At 68.7% G+C, this 16,351-nt stretch carries 13 protein-coding genes; 3 read left to right on the top strand and 10 right to left on the bottom strand.

The genetic code is table 11. The features are described from left to right. Positions 1-12: 12 nt before the first annotated feature. From OHA18_RS22925 to OHA18_RS22900, 6 genes are all read right to left on the bottom strand, one after another. Positions 13-963 (bottom strand): hypothetical protein, encoded by a 951-nt coding sequence (locus tag OHA18_RS22925; protein ID WP_328997313.1) that lies wholly within the window; start codon positions 961-963, stop codon positions 13-15. Positions 964-1,111: 148 nt separating this feature from the next. Then, the gene (locus OHA18_RS22920; protein ID WP_328997312.1) at positions 1,112-6,928 is read right to left on the bottom strand and encodes a hypothetical protein; all 5,817 of its coding nucleotides are present in this window, start codon (positions 6,926-6,928) and stop codon (positions 1,112-1,114) included. A gap of 250 nt (positions 6,929-7,178) precedes the next feature. Continuing rightward, on the bottom strand, positions 7,179-7,805 hold the full coding sequence (locus OHA18_RS22915) for a CoA transferase subunit B (RefSeq protein WP_328997311.1): 627 nt from the start codon (positions 7,803-7,805) through the stop codon (positions 7,179-7,181). A 1-nt stretch (position 7,806) separates the two neighbouring features. Further along, positions 7,807-8,580 carry a CoA transferase subunit A gene (locus OHA18_RS22910; protein ID WP_442914325.1) on the bottom strand — a complete coding sequence of 258 codons (774 nt, stop codon included), beginning with the start codon at positions 8,578-8,580 and terminating at the stop codon, positions 7,807-7,809. Then, positions 8,577-8,819 carry an alpha/beta fold hydrolase gene (locus tag OHA18_RS22905; RefSeq protein WP_328997310.1) on the bottom strand — a complete coding sequence of 81 codons (243 nt, stop codon included), beginning with the start codon at positions 8,817-8,819 and terminating at the stop codon, positions 8,577-8,579. The genes OHA18_RS22910 and OHA18_RS22905 overlap by 4 nt, the downstream gene beginning before the upstream one ends. Continuing rightward, complete coding sequence (locus tag OHA18_RS22900; RefSeq protein ID WP_328997309.1) at positions 8,816-10,030, bottom strand: acetyl-CoA C-acetyltransferase; 1,215 nt, start codon at positions 10,028-10,030, stop codon at positions 8,816-8,818. Before OHA18_RS22900 ends, OHA18_RS22905 begins: the two co-directional genes overlap by 4 nt. 80 nt (positions 10,031-10,110) lie before the next feature. Here OHA18_RS22900 and OHA18_RS22895 point away from each other — a divergent pair, with 80 nt between their 5' ends. After that, entirely contained in the window at positions 10,111-10,989 is an 879-nt protein-coding gene (locus OHA18_RS22895) for a LysR family transcriptional regulator (RefSeq protein ID WP_328997308.1), read from the top strand. Positions 10,990-11,222: 233 nt separating this feature from the next. Beyond that, a complete protein-coding gene (locus OHA18_RS22890) occupies positions 11,223-11,879 on the top strand; it encodes a hypothetical protein (protein ID WP_328997307.1) in 657 nt (218 codons plus the stop codon). Between the two features lie 139 nt (positions 11,880-12,018). Here the strand turns inward: OHA18_RS22890 and OHA18_RS22885 are convergent, their stop codons facing one another. The 4 genes from OHA18_RS22885 to OHA18_RS22870 all read right to left on the bottom strand — a co-directional run bounded on the left by OHA18_RS22885 (position 12,019) and on the right by OHA18_RS22870 (position 15,623). Then, a complete protein-coding gene (locus tag OHA18_RS22885) occupies positions 12,019-13,287 on the bottom strand; it encodes a sensor histidine kinase (protein WP_328997306.1) in 1,269 nt (422 codons plus the stop codon). Positions 13,288-13,322: 35 nt separating this feature from the next. Further along, positions 13,323-14,006 carry a response regulator transcription factor gene (locus tag OHA18_RS22880; RefSeq protein WP_328997305.1) on the bottom strand — a complete coding sequence of 228 codons (684 nt, stop codon included), beginning with the start codon at positions 14,004-14,006 and terminating at the stop codon, positions 13,323-13,325. Between the two features lie 47 nt (positions 14,007-14,053). Then, positions 14,054-14,659, bottom strand: a complete 606-nt coding sequence (locus OHA18_RS22875) for a hypothetical protein (RefSeq protein WP_328997304.1) — start codon at positions 14,657-14,659, stop codon at positions 14,054-14,056. 142 nt (positions 14,660-14,801) lie between these two features. Next, on the bottom strand, positions 14,802-15,623 hold the full coding sequence (locus OHA18_RS22870) for a tryptophan 2,3-dioxygenase (protein ID WP_328997303.1): 822 nt from the start codon (positions 15,621-15,623) through the stop codon (positions 14,802-14,804). An 84-nt stretch (positions 15,624-15,707) separates the two neighbouring features. Between OHA18_RS22870 and OHA18_RS22865 the strand changes: the two genes are divergently transcribed. After that, the gene (locus OHA18_RS22865) at positions 15,708-16,217 is read left to right on the top strand and encodes a hypothetical protein (RefSeq protein WP_328997302.1); all 510 of its coding nucleotides are present in this window, start codon (positions 15,708-15,710) and stop codon (positions 16,215-16,217) included. The last annotated feature ends 134 nt before the right edge of the window (positions 16,218-16,351 follow it).

The raw sequence follows: 16,351 nt of genomic DNA, 5'->3' as shown, positions 1-16,351 counted from the left end.
ACGACGGGCAGGTTACTCGCCGACCAACTGGTCGTAGTGCGTGGTGAGCGACACGTGGTCCACGCCGTTGAAGACGGCCGGGATCTTGCCGTAGTTCGTCATCGCGGTCGCAGCACCGTTGAACTTGCTGAACGCGTACTGGTACCCGGACTGCGTGGCGTTGTCGACCGCGGTCACCAGGGTGCCGCCGCGGGTGCCGCAGCCCTGCGCGACCAGGGATTCGTAGTCCGCGAAGCCCGAGGAGCGGATCAGCTTCATCACCGGCTTCGCGCCGGCCGCGATCGGGATGTGCGCGGTCCAGAGCGCACCGGCGGTGGTGGTCATCAGCAGCGTGTCGTACGTTGCGGACTCGCTGACCACCGTCATCGTCTTGAACCCACGGAAGCCCGGGATAGGACCGAGCGCCTTGAACCCCGCGCCGACGATCTGGTACCGATACAGGCTGTTGTTGGTGTTCAGGCCGTACAAGTAGGCGTGCCGGGGCTGCGCGACGCTGTAGTTGGAGGTGGCAATGGACTTGAAGCTGGTCCACCCCGTCCCGACCTTCTTGAAGGTGGGCACCGGGTTGGCGTTGTCAGGCAGGTACGTCGTCTGCCGGTACAGGCTCGAGCCCTGCAGCATCAGGCCGTAGTAGTAATACTGCGTGCCGGTAGCGTTCACCGCGCCGTACCAGGTCGCGTTGGCGCGGGTGGCGACGTAGTTGAACGGATCCCAGGACACGGCCGTCGGCGTCGTGCCCGGCGTGGCGTCGATCTCCTGCATGGTGCCCGCGGCGGTCGGTACGCCGACGTAGTTGATGCACGGCCCCCCGGCCGCCAACGCCTTCACGGCACCCGGGTGGGCGACCTTGTCCGAGAAATGCGGCTTCGGGTCGGTCTTTCCGGCGAAGGCCGGAACGGATGAGGCAGATGCGGCAATCAGGCCGAAACCGGCCAAGGCAAGCGCAAAGCGCTGCAGCTTCATAGGAGTTCCCCCTCCAGAAAGTCTCGATCAGCTCGAGATTGGGCCGACTATAGCGGAGCGGGCAGGCCATGACGACAGGTTGCAGCTTCCTGCAACCGGGGCGAGACCGACGCCCTCCAGCCCGTCAGCTGGAGGGCGCCGGAGCTGGTCAGGCCCGGTTTCGGCGCGCGCGAGCGGCTGCGAGCAGCCCCACGCCGGCGGCGATCAGGGCCAGGGCCGCCAGCAGGAGGCCGGGGCCGACCGGGCTACCGGTGTCGCCGAGCTCGCCGCCCGGCTTGTCAGGCGGCGGGGTCGGGCGGCCCGGCTGCGGCGGGGTGACCTTCACGGTGACCGAACCGGAGTTGTCACTCGGGTCCGGGTCCGGCGTCGTTGCCTCGACCCTGGCGGTGTTCGTCACCGAGGAACTGCGATATCCGGGGTCGACGACGACCTCCAGCGTCACCTGCGCGGTCGTTCCTGGGTCGATCCGGCCTACTGCGCAGGTGATTTTCTGCCCATTAGTGCAGTAATCCGGCTTGCCGGTCAGCCGCAGTCCGGCCGGCAGTTCGTCCGTGATCACCACGCCGGCCGCTGATGACGGTCCGGCGTTGTGTACGGCGATGACGTACCGGAGCGCGTGCCCCGCGATGACTGTCGTGGCCGACGCGGTCTTGTGAACGCTCAGGTTGGCGGACTGGGTCGTACGGCCGCTGACCTTGGCCTCGTTGTTCCCGATCACCGGGTCCGGGGTGGCCGAGCCGACGCGGGCGATGTTCTCCAGCCTTCCGCTGAAGCCGGGGACCACAGTCGCGGTGATCGTGACAGTGATGGTGGCGCCTTCGGCGAGCAACGGCGTACCGCACTGCACGGTGCCCGCCTCGGGCGCGTCCGGGGCTCCGGGCGCTACCGGTGGCAGCAGCTTGCAGGAGGCGCTGTTTGTACTGACCTTGATGAGTCCGCGCGGCAGCTCGTCGGTGATGGAGACCAGCTTGGCGTCGGACGGGCCGTTGTTCTTCACGGTCAGCACGTACTTCACCGACTGCCCGGACACCGGCTCGGCCGGCGACATGGTCTTGGTGATCGCCAGATCCGCCAGTGCGGTCACCGGCGACTCGACCGCGCCGGTGTTGTTGTCCGGGTTCGGGTCGGGCGTCGAGGACGTCGCGGTCGCGGAGTTCGTCACGCTCGCGCCGTCGTACCCAGAGGCCAGCCGGACGCGGAGCGAGACGATCGTCTGCCCGATCGGCAGATCACCCAGCTCGCAGCGCACCGTACTGCCGTTCACCGTGCAGCCGCTCGACGCCGAGCTGATGGTCAATCCGGCGGGCACGGTGTCGGTCACAACCACCGCGCGGGCGGTCGACGGACCGGCGTTCGTCACGAGGATCGTGTAGTCGAAGGTGCTGCCGGGCGTGACCCCGGACGGGTCCGAGGTCTTCGTGACGCTCAGGTCCGCGCGCGTCTCGACCGGGATCGTCACCGTGGAACTGTTGTTGCTGTCGTCCGGGTCGGTCACCGGCGAGGCCGCGGTGGCCGTGTTCGCTAGAGACTTGCCGGTGTACGCCGGATCGAGCGCGGCCGTGAGGACCACGGTCGCGGTCTTGCCTGCCGCGATCGTGCCGAGCGCACAGTTCATGGTCTGACCGGTTGGCGTGCACTGCCCCTGCGTCGGGTCGGCCTTGGTAAGGGTCAGGCCCGTCGGCAGGCTGTCGGTCGCGGTCACTGCGGTGGCGTCCGACGGGCCGTGGTTCACGACGGTCAGCCGGTACGTCACGCCGCCACCGGCCACCGCGTTCGGGTCGTCACTGGTCTTGATGACCTCGATGTCCGCGACCTTCTCGACCTCGGTCGTGATCGAGTCGTCGTTGTTCGACGGATCCGGATCAGGCGTCGTACTGGTTGCCGAACCGGAGTTGGTGATCGCCGCGGTCCGCGCCGCCGAGACCGCGACCCGGATCACGACCACCGCGTTCCCACCCGCGGCGACCGTCCCGAGCGCACAGCTCACGTCCGCTCCGGAGACCGTGCAGGTGCCGTCAGCACTCGTTGCCTCGAGCACCGACAGCCCCGCGGGTACGGCGTCGGCGACCGACACGGCCTGCGCGGTCGATGGACCGGCGTTGTGCACGGTCAGCGTGTAGACCGCCTCGCCGCCGGCCACCAACGGCGTCGGCTGCACGGTCTTCACCATCGACAGATCCGCGGCCGTGGTCACCTTGGTCTCGGCCGAGCCGTTGTTGTTCTGGTCGTTCGGATCCGGAGTCTGCGAGCTCACCGTCGCCTTGTTGACCAGCGTCCCGGCCGGCTGGTCCGGCGAGACCTTCACGACGATCGTGGCAGTCGCGTCGTCGCCCGAGGCCATCCGGCCGACCGGACAGGTGACGGCCGGTTCCGACAACGCCTGGTCCTGGGTGCAGTCGCCACCCGGACCGGTCCCGCGGACGAACGTCGTACCGGACGGCAGGGTGTCGGAGACGACCGCGTCGACGGCATCGGACGGGCCGGCGTTGTGCACGGCGAGGGTGTAGGTGAGTTCGTTGCCTGCGACAACCGTCGCCGCCGCGGACTTGGTCACGGAGAGATCCGCCTGGGCCTCGACAGTCGGCGTCGTGGTCGAGGTGTTGTCGGACCTGGTCGGGTCCTCCGGCGTGCTGGCGGTGGCTGTTGCGGAGTTGCGCAGATCGCCAGGCGCGGTCGACGCGGCAACCGTCCCGCTGACTGTCACGACGACGCTGTCGCCGGCCGCGACCGTCGCGCCCAGGCAGCGCACCTGCCCGTTGGCCGTCGTACAGGTGGCGCCACCGGTCGCGGTTGCCGAGACGTCGGTCACCGCGTCCGGTACGTCGTCCACCACCGTGACGCCGTGCGCATCCGACGGACCCGCGTTGGTGACCGTCAGCTTGAAGGTGATCGCCTTCCCGGCCACTACCGGATCGGGCGAGGCCGTCTTGGTGATCTTGAGGTTGGCCTGCGCTCCGGTCATCAGCGTGTACGTCGCCGAGTTGTTGTCGTCGACCGGATCCGGGGTGGGCGACTTGACGGTCGCCGTGTTGTCGAGCTGGTTCGGCGGTGCGCCGGACGGGACGTTCGCGACCACGGTCACCGTGACGACGTCGCCCGGTGCCACCGTGCCGACCGTGCACTTGACCGTACCGTCAGCCTCGGTGCAGGAGCCGCTCGACGGCGTCGCCGAGACGTACTGCAGCGGAGACGGCACCGGGTCGGTCACGGTCACCGATTGCGCCGCGGACGGACCGTTGTTCGTCACCGTCAGCGTGTAGGTGACCGGCCGACCTGCCTGGACCGGGGTCGGCTGAGCGGTCTTCGTGATCGCCAGGTCGGCGCTGGCCGTCAGGTCCTTTGTGGTCCGCCCAGTGTTGTTGCTGCTGTCCGGGTCGGGCGTGGAGCTGGTGGCGGTCGCGGAGTTCGTGAGGTCACCGATCGCCTTGGCCGACACGGTCCCTGTCACGGTGATCGTGGCGGTCGATCCGGCCGTCAGATCGCCGAGCGCACACGAGACCTGCGCCGAGCTGACCGTGCACGATCCGGCAGACGAGTCGGCAGTCACGCCGGTCACGGCACTTGGTACGTCGTCAGTCAGCTGGACCTTCCGTGCGTCGGACGGTCCGTCGTTCCGCACGCTGATCTTGTACGTGATCGGCTGTCCGGCGACCACCGGCTTCGTGAGCGTCTCCTTGGTGACCACGAGGTCGGCCTTGGCCGCGCTCGGCGTCACTGTCACGGTGCCGGTGTTGTTCGACGCGTTCGGGTCCGGGGTGTCGCTGCTGACCTTGGCGGTGTTGCTCACCGCGCCACCTTGATAACCGGAGTCGAGCGTCGCCGCGATCTTGACGGCGACGCTGGATCCGGATGCCAATTTCGGCAAGGTGCAGCTGACGTCCTGACCGGCCGTCGTGCAACTGGCCGCGGACTGTACCCCGGTGATCATGAAGCCGGCCGGCACCGAATCCGCCACCCGGACCTGCTCGGCATCGGACGGGCCGTTGTTGCGAATGGCAAGGGTAAACACGACGGGCTGTCCCGGCGCGGGGTTGGCCGGCTCGACGGTCTTGGCCATCGACAGGTCCGCCGTACGCGTCACATCCGTGGTGACCGAGGCGGTGTTGTTGTCCGGGTTCGGGTCGGAGGTCGAGGTGGTGACGGTTGCCACGTTGGTCAGGCTGGTCGCCGTACTCGCGGCCGGGACGCGAACCACGACGGTGATCGTGGCGGTCGAGCCGGAAGCGATCGTGCCCAGCGTGCAGGTGGTGGACTTGCAGCTGCCCTGTGTCGGCGTCGCGGATACCAGGTCGATGCCGTCGGGCAGCGTGTCGGTGACGGTCACGTCCTGCGCAGGACTCGGACCGTTGTTGCGGGCAACCAACGTGTACGTCAGCTCGCCACCGGCCGGTACCGGGTCGGGCTTGGCGGTCTTGGTGATCGACACGTCCGCCGATGCCGCGACCGGGGTATGCACCTCGTCGGTGCGGTACGTGTACTGCTTGCTCAACGTCTCGGCCGTGTAGTCGAGCAGACCCGTGTTGTCCAGCGTGGTGCCGGCCGCCGCCTGATCGACGGTGACACGGAAATGGACCGTGCTGCTCTGGTTCTTCTTCAGTCGCCCGCCGGTCGTCGCATTCGCGCCGGTGCCGATCCGGAACCGGACCATTCGCGCATTGCCGTCGTACTCCGCCTGGTCGTCGCTCGGGCGATCGGTCTTGGCGCCTGATCCGGCGCCGGAGACCACACTGAGCGAACCCGGGACGTACGTCGTGTTCGCCGGCAACGGGTCGCGGACGGTCGAGCGAAGCGCATCGTCATCGCCCGTGTTGCTGTAGCTCAGCGTGTACTCGAGCGTGTCACCGACCTTGGCCGGGTCGTTGCCCGCCAGGTTCCGTACCGTCTTCGTGCCGACGATGGTCGGGGCGTAGAGGTCGATCTGCGTGGTCAGCGCGGCCGGGTAGTACACGTCGCCGGTGCTCGCGAACGTCAGGTCGGCCTTGGTCGCACTGTTCGGAACGATGCCTGCGGCATCTACCACCTTGGCATCCACGCCCAGGTTGTTCAGGCTCGCGGGCGTCCGGTTGGTCAGGTTCGCGCCGCCGTCGGTGATCCGGCTGCCGTAGAAGTTCGCCGACGGGTTCTGCGCGTCGGCGAGCCGGGTGCCGTTGACCGCGAAGTAGTCGCCGCTGATCCCGGCGTCACCTTCGTACGTGACGCTGCCGAACCGGGCATTGACCGCACCGCTCAGCGGCGCCAGGAAGCCGGAGATACTGGTCCGCACCGGCTCGCCGCTGCTCACCTTGGCGTACCCGTTGAACACGCTCAGGTCGCGCAGCGGCTCGTTCGACTGCTCGTACGCGATCACCAGACTCCACCCGGCGTACCGGTCGGCGCCCGTCCCCGTCGGCACGTCGGCGCCCCAGTACTCACCGTTGCCCCCGGCACGCACCAGATCGGTGACATCGAGGTACGACGAGTAGTCGTTCTTCGAGCCGGTGTTCAGCAGATCGGTCTTGGTCGCCTTCACCTCCCGGTACGCCGCCTCACCGGGCAGCCGGAGCCGCATCGTCGTACCGTCGTCGGTGGTGGCCGTACCGCCCTTACCTGCGCCGCGGGCGGCGCCCCAGAACAGGCCGGCGTACAGAACCTGGGCACCCGAGGGCAGATCGACCGTCGCACCCGAGGAGGACTTCGTGGACGGGTCGGAGTCCGTGTCCAGGAGCTCCATCGTCCAGTCGTTGTTGTTCGCGGTCGAACTCCCGCCCGCCAGCGCCGCCCGGCACGCCGCCGACGACCGGTCGCAGGTCAGCACGCTGTTGCCGGTGATCCGGATCGCGCCGTTCGTCTGCGCCCCGAACACCTTCCCGAAATCGCGAACCGTCTCCGCCCGAGCAGTTGCCGGCAGCACCAAACCGCCGGAGAGCACGAGCAACAACGCGATCAGGATCCGCAATCCCCCGACACGCAACCCACCAGCGGCCATCCCGAAGTCCCCGTTCTGTCAACAGTCGCCCGCAAGGCATACCACACAAAACACCTCAGAGTAACCAATCAATCACCTTGCGTGGCGATCAATTGTTGCCGATGGCATGTAGTGCGGTTGGCGTCGCGCCGGTGGGGTTGCGGCTCCACACGCAGGCAGAAGTCCTGGTTCGGGGCGCGGAAACCGATATCTGCGGCACTTCTGCCTGCGCTGGTGGTCGCGACGGGGCCAGAGGCGGCCGCGTTGGGCGCTACCGGACGGAGGCTGCGGTTGCTTCTTGGACGGCCTGAGGGGTTACACCGGGGGCGAGCTCGACCAGGCGGAAGGCGCCCTCGGCAACGTCGAGGACCGCCAGGTTGGTGATGATGCGGTGCACCACGCGGCGCCCGGTCAGCGGAAGGGTGCACGACTCCACCAGCTTGGGCTCGCCCTTGCGGGTCTCGTGTTCCATCAGGACCACGACTCGCCTGGCCCCGGAGACCAGGTCCATCGCGCCTCCCATGCCCTTCACGACTGCGCCAGGCACCATCCAGTTCGCGAGGTCGCCGTACGCCGAGACCTGCATCGCGCCGAGGATGGCGACGTCGACATGCCCGCCGCGGATCATCGCGAAGCTGGTCGCGGAGTCGAAGTACGACGCTCCTGGAACGACGGTGACCGTCTGTTTCCCGGCATCGATCAGATCCGGGTCGACCTCGTCGTCGTACGGGAACGGACCGACGCCGAGGACGCCGTTCTCCGCCTGCAAAGTGACGGACGAGCCCGCCGGCAGGTGGTTCGGGACGAGCGTCGGCAGACCGATGCCGAGATTCACGTACTCGCCGTCGTTCAGCTCCGCGGCCGCGCGGGCCGCCATCTCGTCACGGTTCCAAGGCATGTCAGGCTCCCGGTCGCGGACGGGTCGTGCGTTTCTCGATGCTCTTCTGCTCGGCCTGTTCGGCAGTCAGCGGTACGACGCGCTGTACGAAGACACCGGGCAGGTGGATCGCGTCGGGTTCGAGCGCGCCGACCTCGACGACATGCTCGGCCTCGACGATCGTCAGCCGGCCGGCCATCGCGGCGACCGGGTTGAAGTTGCGCGCGGCCGCGTGGAAGACGCAGTTGCCGGCGCGATCGGCGACCGCGGCACGGGCCAGCGCGACGTCGGTGACGATCGCCTCCTCGAGCACCATGTCGCGGCCCTGGATGGTCCGGACTTCCTTGGGCGGCGATGCGACGGCGACCGTACCGTCCGGGTTGTAGCGCCACGGCAGTCCGCCCTCCGACACGAGCGTGCCGACGCCGGTCGGGGTGAAGAACGCACCGATCCCGGCGCCGCCCGCCCGCAGCCGCTCGGCCAGCGTGCCTTGGGGTGTCAGCTCGACCGTCAACTCCCCGGCCAGGTACTGCCGGGCGAACTCCTTGTTCTCCCCGACGTACGACGCGATCACCCGGCTGATCCGGCCTTGTTCCAGGAGCAGACCGAGGCCGGCCCCGTCGACGCCGCAGTTGTTCGACACCACGGTCAGATCGCTGGCGCCCTGCTCGAGCAACGCCGCGATCAGGAACCACGGGATACCGGCCAGGCCGAACCCGCCGACCGCCAGGCTGCTTCCGTCGGGGATGTCCGCGACCGCGTCCGCCGGCGTCGCGACGACCTTGTCCACACTCATGCCTCGTCCTCCTGAAGGTGGGCGATGACGGCCGGCGTCACCAGCTCGGGTCGTTCGGCGGCGGCCAGGTGAGCGGCATCCGGTACGACGAGAAGTTTGCCATCGGCAACTGTGGTGGCGATGCGTTCCAGCTGCCACGACGGGGTGGCCGGATCGTCGGCGCCGGCGATCGCGAGGGTCGGCGCAGTGATCGCCGGGAGGGCTTCCGCCACGGCCGGCCCGCTCACGACGTGGGTCATCTGACGGCCTCGAAGACTGCGGCGATGCCTTGACCGCCGCCGATGCAGATGGTTTCGAGGGCGTAGCGGCCGTCGCGGCGGTGTAGTTCATGGGAGAGGGTGGCGAGGATGCGGGTGCCGGTCGCGCCGAGTGGGTGGCCGAGGGAGATGCCGGAGCCGTTCGGGTTGAGGCGGTCGTCGGTGGGGTCGAGCTTCCATTCGCGCAGGCAGGCCAGGACCTGGGCCGCGAAGGCTTCGTTCAGTTCGATCAGGTCGAGATCGTCGAGGGTCAGATCGGCGCGGGCCAGGGCCGCTGCGGTGGCGGGGACCGGGCCGATGCCCATCACCTCGGGGCCAACCCCCGCGACGGCCCACGAACGCAGGGCGACGAGCGGGCGGAGACCGCGGCGCTCGGCCTCGTCGCGGGTGGTGACCACGCAGACCGCGGCGCCGTCGTTCTGCCCGCTTGCGTTGCCTGCGGTGACGGTGGCGTCGGGGTCGCTCTTCAGCATCACCGGCCGGAGCGCGGCGAGGCCCTCGAGCGAGGTGTCCGGACGAGGGTGCTCGTCGGCCGCGACCAGCGTGGTCTCGCAGCCGGACGGGATCGTCAGCGGGATGAGTTCGTCGGTGAAGCGGCCCTCGGCTTGGGCGGCGACGGCGCGTTGGTGGGAGCGGAGGGCGAACTCGTCCTGCTCCTCGCGGCCGATGCCGTACTCGCGGCGTACGTTCTCCGCCGTCTCGACCATTCCACCTGGGATCGGGTGGAGCTTCCCGCCGGCCGTCTCGCGAGCGCGGATCAACCTGTCGTTCAGCTCGACGTTGCCCCGAACACCGGTGCGCAGACCGAGCGCGTAGTGCTCGACCTGCGACATCGATTCGGTGCCTCCAGCAACGACCACGCGGGCGGCGCCGGTGGCGACCATGCCGGCGGCGTACAGCACGGCTTGCAGACCCGAGCCGCACCGACGGTCGATCTGGACACCGGGCACCGACGTCCCGAGCCCGGCGTCCAGCGCGGCGATCCGGCCGATGGCGGGCGCCTCGCCGTTCGGGTAGCACTGGCCGAGGATGACGTCGTCGACATCACCTTCCCCCAGGCCGGTACGGCGTACCAGCTCGGTGAGTGCCGCGGTGGCGAGGTCGGCGGCGGACAGCGCGGACAGTACTCCGCCGAAGCGGCCAACCGGAGTACGGATCGGTTCGCAGATCACGATGTCACGCGCGTCACTCATGACCTCGACGGTAGGCCGTGCCGACCGATATGGAGAAATACTCATTTACGCTCGATCGAGACTCTGCGAGTATCAATCTCGTGGAGCTACGCCATCTGCGGTACTTCGTCGCGGTCGCCGAGGAGCGGCACTTCGGTCGCGCCGCGGCCCGCCTGCACATCGCCCAGCCGCCGCTGTCCCAGCAGATCCGCCAGCTGGAGAGCGAGCTCGGCCTCCAGCTCCTCCGCCGTACGACGCGCCGCGTCGACCTGACGCCCGCGGGCGAGGCCTACCTGCTCCGGGCCCGGCAGATCATCGCGGCGGTCTCGTCGGCCGCGGGTGAGGCGCAGCGGGTGGCGGCCGGCCTGCAGGGGCGGCTCGTGATCGGATGCGTCGGCTCGGCGACGTACAGCCTGCTGCCGCAGCTGGTGCGAACGCTGCGCGAGGAGCTGCCGGACGTCGAGGTGGCGGTTCAGGGCGAGATGCTCGCCCCCGATCAGGCGCGGGCGCTGGTCGAAGGGCGGATCGATCTCGGACTGCTCCGGCCGCCGGTCGACGAAGAGTCGCTGCAGGTCCGCGTACTGCGGTCCGATCGGCTGATCGTGGCCGTACCGGACGGGCATCGGCTGGCCGAGCGGAGCCGACTGCGGCTGAAGGATCTGGCCGGCGAAGATTTCGTGATCCATGCCGGTAGCGGGCGGTCGGTGATGCACGACACGGTCGTGGCGCGGTGCCGTGGGGCCGGATTCGAGCCGCGGATCCGGCACGAGGTGGCAGAGACGTCGACGCTGGTCACATTCGTCGCGGCCGGGCTCGGGATCGCGGTGGTGCCGGCGCCGGTGGCGGAGCTGATGGTCCCAGGCGTGGCGTATCTCCCGCTGACCGGGCAAGCCGCCGTCGACTTGGCGGCGGCGACACGGGTCGATGATGAGGCGCCCCAGCTGCGGCGCGCGCTGACCGTGGTCAGCGGACTGGTCTGAGCCAGGCTGGTCCACGGCGGGTTCAGTAGAACCGTTCGCGCACCTGGGCAGCGAGGCGCCACCGGGGTCAGGTGGGGCAGCGAACTCTTCGGGCCGCTGCTGTCCCCTACATGAAGATCCAGGTCACCCCACTCGCGAAGCGCCCTTCGAAGATCTAGTCACTCTCTGCTATGGACGGGCCCCCACAGCTGCGCCATTCTTGACCGATCGTAAGCACGCGTGGGGGGAACCACATGAGCACGACCAAGACAAGCACGCCCAAAGACAACCGCGACTACGCCTGGCACCGCCACCCGGCCTTCATCGCCGGCATCCCAGCCGCAGCCGCCATCATCGGCTCCATCCTGACCATCGTGTTAGGCCAAGCCGGAGCCCTACCCCAAAGCATCAACCCAGCCCCACCAACCGCGACTGTCACCAGCATCGCCACCACCACGGCGACTGTGACGAGCAGCGTCACGAACACCGAGCAGACAGACGGGCCCAGCACTGCGCCGGGTTCGCAGGCAGTCGTGTGGCATCGGCAGCTCCACCTGCCGGACAGGGACGGCCTTGACATCGACCAAGCGCAGCCCAATGTCACGGACGGCGTCGGGACCGAGTTCTCCGTGGGGATGTTCTACGGAGGCGAGTATCCGTTTGTCCAACTGCACTCCACGGTCGGCGGGATCGCATCCTCGTCTGCACCGACCCACGACCAGTGCGTCGATGCCATCAACACGAACCACACGCAGAACGACTTCGCAGTCCTGAAGGGCAAGACCTTCTGCGTCAAGGAGGACCCGGCGAACAACCCAGCAGGTGCACGCCTGGCAGCGATCCGCGTCGTGTCGACCAAGAAGGATCCGTACGACATGCTCGTCGACGTAACCGTGTGGACCCTCGACTGATCCGTGCGCTCCACGTCACCACAGTCACCTCACGGCACCGGCCAGGCAGTCACCCGCGAGCGGCAGTTCGTATGTCCGGGGGGTGGGCGGGAACGGGCGGAGTGAGCGCGTCGAGGAGCAGGTAGCGCGCGGGGCGGACTCAACTGGCCGCGAGGGTTAGTTCTACCTGGTTGCGGTGGATGGTTAGGTGGCCTCCGGTGGCTTCGGCGTACCGGCGAGCTATGTCGAGGCCTAGACCGGTGGAGCCTCGATCGGACCGGCCGCGTTCGCCTGCCCCCAGAGGGATTCCGGGGCCTTCGTCGGCGACGGTGATGCGGACGTGGGAAGCGTCACGGGTCAGGGTGATCTGCGCGGGTGTGCCGTCAGGCGTATGCGCGACAACGTTCTCGACCAGCGCATCGAGCGCAGCCGCAAGATCCTCCGACGACGAGCGGACCATCGCAGCTGTCGTTGGCAGGTCCAACGCAAGCTCCCGCCCCTGATCCTCGAACAAAGGCTCCCAGAACGCCGCCCGAGCACGCGTCACCTCGACGGCGTCACAGTGCGGCACCCGCCCTTCGCGCTGCGGGCGACGTGCCGCGCTGATCACCGCGGTCAACGTCCGCTCCAGGCTCGTCACCTGCGTGTTCAGCTCCTCCGCCCGCTCCCGATCGGGCATCGCCTCGACCTGGAGCCGCAGCGCAGTCAGCGGCGTACGCAAGCGATGCGACAGATCCGCGACGGCCTCACGCTCGACCGCGATCACCTCGTCGATCCGGTCCGCGAGACCGTTCAGCGCGGACCCGACCTTGGCGACCTCCACCGGACCGGTCGTCGGTGCCCGCGCCTCCATATCCCCGGCGGCCAGGCGTTCCGCCGTACTCGCGGTCTCCTCCAACGGCCGAGCCAACCGCCGCGACACCAGCTCCGCCCCGACGATGCTGAGCAGGAGTACGAGCAGGCTCCCGCCGACAAGGATCAGCACCTGCGGCACCAACCCGTCGTACAGCTCGTCCGCGGTCAGATACAGACAAACAGAAGCAGGCCCGGCAGGCGTATCGACCGCGACATCGACCGCCATGCCGCCGTTGACATCGCGATAGTCCGCGTCCCCGAGCTTCGGCGGTCCCTTGTCGTCGCCGTCGCCGTCCTTGTAGTCCGCCGGCATCGACTTGGGTGTCGGCACCCCACCCGGCGGCGGGTGGCCCAGCGTCGTACCGTCCGGCATCCGCACCGAGATGTTCCCGGGCCCGTCCTTCAAGCCGTCGATGTACGCCGTGATGTCGTCGGCCGTGTGGTCCTTGTCGCCGACGTAGTACGCGACGGTCTCGGCCCGGTACAGCGCCTTGTCCTTCGCCTCGCTGGCCGTCGTACTGCGCAGCAGAATCACCAGCGGTACGGCGAACGCGAGCACGACCAACGTGGTCATGCCCACCGAGAGCAGGAGGATCCGCCGCCGCATGCTCAGCCGTCCGCCGCGAGCTTGATCCCGACTCCGCGGACGCTGTGCAGGAACCGCGGCTCGGCCGCCGTCTCGCCGAGTTTGCGCCGCAACCACGACAGATGTACGTCGACGGTCCGGTCGCCACCGCCCCACGGCAACCCCCAGACCTCCGCGAGCAGCTCCCGCTTGGTCACCACCGCGCCCGGCCGTCGCGACAACGCCAGCAGCAGGTCGAACTCCTTCCGGGTCAGCTCCACGGCCGCCCCGTCCACGGTCACCTCCCGGCTCCGCGGATCGATCCGCAAGCCGCCGACTTCGACGGTCGTCTCACCTTGCGGGTCCTGCCCGAGCCTTCGCAGTACGGCGCGAATCCGTGCATCCATCTGCGCCGCGCTGAACGGTTTGATCACGTAGTCGTCGGCGCCCGCGTCGAGCAGCCGCACCACGCTCGCGTCGTCGTCCCGCGCGGTGGCCACGATGACCGGTACGTCGCTGACGGATCTCACCATCGCCAGTACGTCGCGGCCGTCGAGATCCGGTAGTCCGAGGTCGAGCAGCAGGACCTCAGGCTTCTCCCGGGCCACCGCCGCCACCCCGTCGGCGCCGGCCGCGACAGCCGAGACGACATGTCCGGCCGCCGTCAGGGACTTCCCCAACGACGCCCGGATCGCGTCGTCGTCCTCGATCAGCAGCACCCGCGCCATGCCCCTGAGCGTAGCTTCAGCGCCCTCAAGAGATCGTCAAGCCGCAGTTAAGGGGGCGGTTTGATGCCGTTGGAGCGCAGTTCGAGGGTGGCCAGCTGGGCGATGACCGTGCTGTCGCGCTCGCGCCAAGCCGTGACCGGGTCGTCGGAGATCTTCGCGAGCTTGTGCATCGGCTGGTTCGCCAGCGCTCGCAACGCGAACAGGTCCAGGTCCGCAGCACTGTCGATGAACCGCTGCGCCGCCGTCGCCCGCCGCGAGAACCGGATCCTGCGCGGAAGCCAGATCAGTACCGCGAACAACACCGGCAAGGCGATCGTCACGCCCGCGAGCAAGTACGCCAACTGCTCCACCGCATGCGCCATGTCCCGCCCAGCCTGCGCCATCTGCCCCGCCGCCCCCGCGGCGCCATCGATCGGCGACCGCAGTTGATCCCCCACCGCCGGCACCTTCCCGATCGGCTCCGACAACCGCCGCAACTGCCCCGCCAAACCATCCCCCGCCGAAGCCGCCTTCCGCCCCGGAAGCCCCAACGCGTTGGTGATCTTGAAAACGATGAACCCCAACTCCACACAAACCCAGACCCAGACCACGAACACCAGGTCCCCCACCACCTGCCCAACCCGCTGAATCCCCACATCCGAGTAGAGCTTCACGCCCACATCCCTTCGCCGAGCTGTCCCAGTGCCCGCGACCGTGCGTCGCGACACTAGCGCCCAGCGTGGCGGCGCACGATCTTTGGGGAAAGAAATAGCCACCAGGTGCACATTTGTTTCCCCAAACCGCCTGGGGTGGGGGTCAGAGAGCGGTGCGGAGGTTCCAGAGGAGGGGGTAGTAGCGGAGGTCGAGGCGGCTGCGGAGGTAGTTGGCGCCGGAGGAGCCGCCGGTGCCTGGTTTGGTGCCGATCATGCGTTCGACCATGACTACGTGGCGGGCTCGCCAGGCGGCGGCCAGTTCGTCGTGCTGGAGGAGGGCCTCGGCCAGTTCCCAGATCGCGGCGTACTGCGACCTGTCGCCGGCGACCTTGCGGAGGGCGTGCCGGACGGAGTCCTCGGAGTCGGTGTCGAAGCCGGCCTTCCGGAGTACTTCGAGGTACGCGTCCCACAGCGTCGGCTCTTCCAGCCGGAGGCGCAGACGTTCCTGCTCGGCCGCGGTCAGCCCGCGGAAGCGGCGTACGAAGGACGGATCCTTCGCACCGGACAGGAACTCGATCTCGCGGAACTGCACCGACTGGAACCCCGACGCCGGCGACAACCGATGCCGGAACTCCCCGAAGTCCTGCGGGGTCATCGTCTCCAGGATGTCGACCTGCTGCGTCTGCACACGCTCGATCGTGTGGACGCGGCGGAGCAGGTGCTCGGCCAGCCAGAGTTCGCCGGCCAGCATCGCGTCCCGGGAGGCGGTCAGCTCGTGCAGGACCTGCTTGAACCACAGCTCGTACACCTGGTGGATCGTGATGAAGAGCAGCTCGTCGTGGGCCGGCGGATCGGACTCGAGCTGCTGCTGGTCGAGGAGCTCGGCCAGGCGCAGGTAGCTGCCGTACGTGAGCCGCCCGCCGTCCTCACCGAAATGTACGTCGGTCCCGCCCCACTGCCCCGCAACCCCGTCACCAGTGCTCATGACACGGAGACTAGTCGACCACTTCGTGACTGGTCAGTGATTCGTTCGTTGGAACGTAGGTACGCCGCCGATACGAGGAGCTGCATGTCCGCCACGATCGAGACCCCGATCGTTCCGGGTCCGATTCAGGGGCCCACCAGGGAAGAGCCGTTGGTCGAGGCGTTGCTGCTCGACGACTACCGCTCTCTCGTCCACCTCGCCTACCTGATCCTCCCGCCTGCGATCAGCCGGGCGAGGCGGGTGGCGGCGGCGCACGCGGTGGTCCAGTGCGCGCTCCCGCCGGGTCTCGCGCTCCCTCGTGAGCTTCCGTACAGCCTGATCGCCCCGTCGGACGTCACTGTTCCGGCGACCCGGCACCGGGAGTTCCTGCGGCGCCGCGTCGTACAGGAGGCGACCCGGCAGGCGGCCGAGCGTTCGCTGCTCGCGCGAATCGGCAGCGTCATCGCACCAGCGGACGGTCTCGAGTTCGATCCGTGCACGATCCGCCCGGACCGCACCGCGATCACCCGCCGCTGCGCCCGCGGCCGCCGGCTCGCGGCCGCCGCCACGCTCGTCCTGACCGCAGGCATCCTCCTCGCCCTCCTCACCTCCTGACCCCACCCCCACCCCCGCGCCGCCGCCCTCCTCCCACGGGATGGGTTCACCCATCCCGTGGTGGGTTCACGGGCGGTATTCCGGTGGGGGAACCCGCAACGCGGTAGGTGAACCTATCCAGGCCATCCCTTGAC

Origin of the sequence: Kribbella sp. NBC_00709 (assembly GCF_036226565.1) — a bacterium.
GTDB lineage: Bacteria > Actinomycetota > Actinomycetes > Propionibacteriales > Kribbellaceae > Kribbella.
The sequence above is the reverse complement of the archived record's forward strand: the minus strand, read 5'-3'. Positions and strand labels throughout refer to the sequence as shown.

Excerpts from the sequence above, each read along its gene's own strand:
- OHA18_RS22865 (WP_328997302.1), top strand. The coding sequence starts at position 15,708 with ATGTCCGCCACGATCGAGACCCCGATCGTTCCGGGTCCGATTCAGGGG.
- OHA18_RS22910 (WP_442914325.1), bottom strand. The coding sequence starts at position 8,580 with ATGAGTGTGGACAAGGTCGTCGCGACGCCGGCGGACGCGGTCGCGGAC.
- OHA18_RS22870 (WP_328997303.1), bottom strand. The coding sequence starts at position 15,623 with ATGAGCACTGGTGACGGGGTTGCGGGGCAGTGGGGCGGGACCGACGTA.
- OHA18_RS22920 (WP_328997312.1), bottom strand. The coding sequence starts at position 6,928 with ATGGCCGCTGGTGGGTTGCGTGTCGGGGGATTGCGGATCCTGATCGCG.
- OHA18_RS22905 (WP_328997310.1), bottom strand. The coding sequence starts at position 8,819 with ATGACCCACGTCGTGAGCGGGCCGGCCGTGGCGGAAGCCCTCCCGGCG.
- OHA18_RS22885 (WP_328997306.1), bottom strand. The coding sequence starts at position 13,287 with ATGACCACGTTGGTCGTGCTCGCGTTCGCCGTACCGCTGGTGATTCTG.
- OHA18_RS22925 (WP_328997313.1), bottom strand. The coding sequence starts at position 963 with ATGAAGCTGCAGCGCTTTGCGCTTGCCTTGGCCGGTTTCGGCCTGATT.
- OHA18_RS22915 (WP_328997311.1), bottom strand. The coding sequence starts at position 7,805 with ATGCCTTGGAACCGTGACGAGATGGCGGCCCGCGCGGCCGCGGAGCTG.
- OHA18_RS22890 (WP_328997307.1), top strand. The coding sequence starts at position 11,223 with ATGAGCACGACCAAGACAAGCACGCCCAAAGACAACCGCGACTACGCC.
- OHA18_RS22900 (WP_328997309.1), bottom strand. The coding sequence starts at position 10,030 with ATGAGTGACGCGCGTGACATCGTGATCTGCGAACCGATCCGTACTCCG.
- OHA18_RS22880 (WP_328997305.1), bottom strand. The coding sequence starts at position 14,006 with ATGGCGCGGGTGCTGCTGATCGAGGACGACGACGCGATCCGGGCGTCG.